The following is a 1,757-nucleotide window of genomic DNA, read 5'->3' as shown; positions in this document are numbered from 1 at the left end:
CCTGACTTGGGACATTTCGCTTAGTGCCCCGATCCGAACCCGAGGCGGGCGAGAATCTCCTGCTCGGCCGGCGGGATCACGGGCGGGAAGTCCTCGGTGACACCGTTGATGGCGATCGTGGAGGTCCGCAACGGCCGCAGTTGCTTAACCAGGCGGGCGATCGCGACCCCGGTGCGATCCTGGATGCACCGGGCCACCGCGAGTGCGGTGAACACGATCGTCAGATGCGCCTCGATCGCCTCGCGGGTGTGGTGAAACATCGGCCGCGCCCGCAAATCGGTCTTCGACATCCGGAACGACTGCTCGACATGCCAGAGGTCGTGGTACTTGCCGATGATCTCGCCCGGTTCCATGAGCACGGCAGGGATGTTGGTGACGTACCCCTTGAGCCCAACCAATGACCGGGCCCGATCCAGTGATGCGGTGTCGAGGCTGCGGCCTCCCGCGGTGGTCTTGACGAACCTCGTCGACTTCGGGGCCTTGCCGCCGTCGACGACCGCCTGGGCCCTCGCTTCCTGCGCGTTCAACGTCTGGTTGTCGCGGACCGCTCGCTTCTTCGAGTACTGCCACACCGCCCGCCACGAACTCGGGTCCGTCTCGGGTTGCCAGACGGGTTCAGCCCGTTTGCGCACCTCGTTCACGACACTGCGCCCGTGCCGCGGGGTGACGGTGTCGATGACCTGACCGTCGGTGAAAACGTCACCGTTCCAATGGAAATGAGACGCCAGATCACCCGGGGCCTTGGTGACACGGGATCCGACGATGAACTTCAGGCCGGCCTCGTCGAGGGACTTCAGATTCGACGCCGACAGCATGCCGGCGTCGGCGGCAACGACCATCTCCACCCCGGCGATGTCGTGCCGTTCCTGGAACTGGCGGACGATCGGGACGATGGTGTGGGTTTCGGCCTTGTTGCCCTCGAAGCACCCGATCTCGAGCGGGAAGCCGGTGCGGTCGACCAGCAGACCGACGACGATCTGCGGGTCGACGCGGCGTTCCTTCGAGTAGCCGACCTTACGGAGGTCGTCCTCCTTCTCCGCTTCGAAGTACAAGGTGGTCACGTCGTAGAGCACCAAGCTGAGGCCGCCGGTGTCGGCGGCATACTCGAAGCACTTCTTCGCGACCTGATCGCGGTAGCCGCCGGGGCCGATCTGCGCCATGTGACGTTGAATCGTCTTGTAGGACAAGGTGGTCACTCCGAGATCGTCGAGTACGCGTAGCGAATCGACCTTCGAGGTCGGCTCTACGATCCGGGCGATCACCAGGTCCTTGAACACGGCGTCGTCGACGGTGCCGAATCCGAGTCGGTCGTAGACGGATCCGATGACGTCGTAGAGAAGGCGTGCGCTGGTGCGGACCGTCCGACCCGACGCGGCCACGACGCCGGTGCCCTTCGGGGGCACCGGCAGCTGACCGGTCCGCCAGTCGGCCACCTCGACCATCTGCGAGGTCGGTTCGGGCACATCCAGATCGAGCATGCCCTGATCACCGTGGGTGATTCGCCGGGCTCGTTCGAGCAGAACCCCCAGTTCGGCGTCGGTGTGCGCGGACCCGACGTGCGCCACGATCTCCCGCCGGCCGCGGTTCTTCCGGACGATCTGCACCGCCACCGCACCGGACGCGGTGCGCACCTTCCGCACGTACGTCACAGCCGGTGACCCTACTGCTTAGTGCCCCATTCCTGCCTCATCCGCAATCGATACTGCAGGTCACGACGTCGCCGCAGAATCTACCGGCCGGTAATGTCCTAAGTCAGG

General features: G+C 65.2%; 1 protein-coding gene. It reads right to left on the bottom strand.

What is annotated here, in order from left to right:
* Window positions 1-20: 20 nt before the first annotated feature.
* The gene (locus ACFWQG_RS20275; protein ID WP_378509450.1) at window positions 21-1,649 is read right to left on the bottom strand and encodes an IS1634 family transposase; all 1,629 of its coding nucleotides are present in this window, start codon (window positions 1,647-1,649) and stop codon (window positions 21-23) included.
* Window positions 1,650-1,757 lie beyond the last annotated feature (108 nt).

The sequence above is a fragment of the Rhodococcus sp. NPDC058532 genome (genome assembly GCF_042719255.1).
GTDB lineage: Bacteria > Actinomycetota > Actinomycetes > Mycobacteriales > Mycobacteriaceae > Rhodococcus_G.
This window is presented reverse-complemented; position numbering and strand designations above follow the sequence as displayed.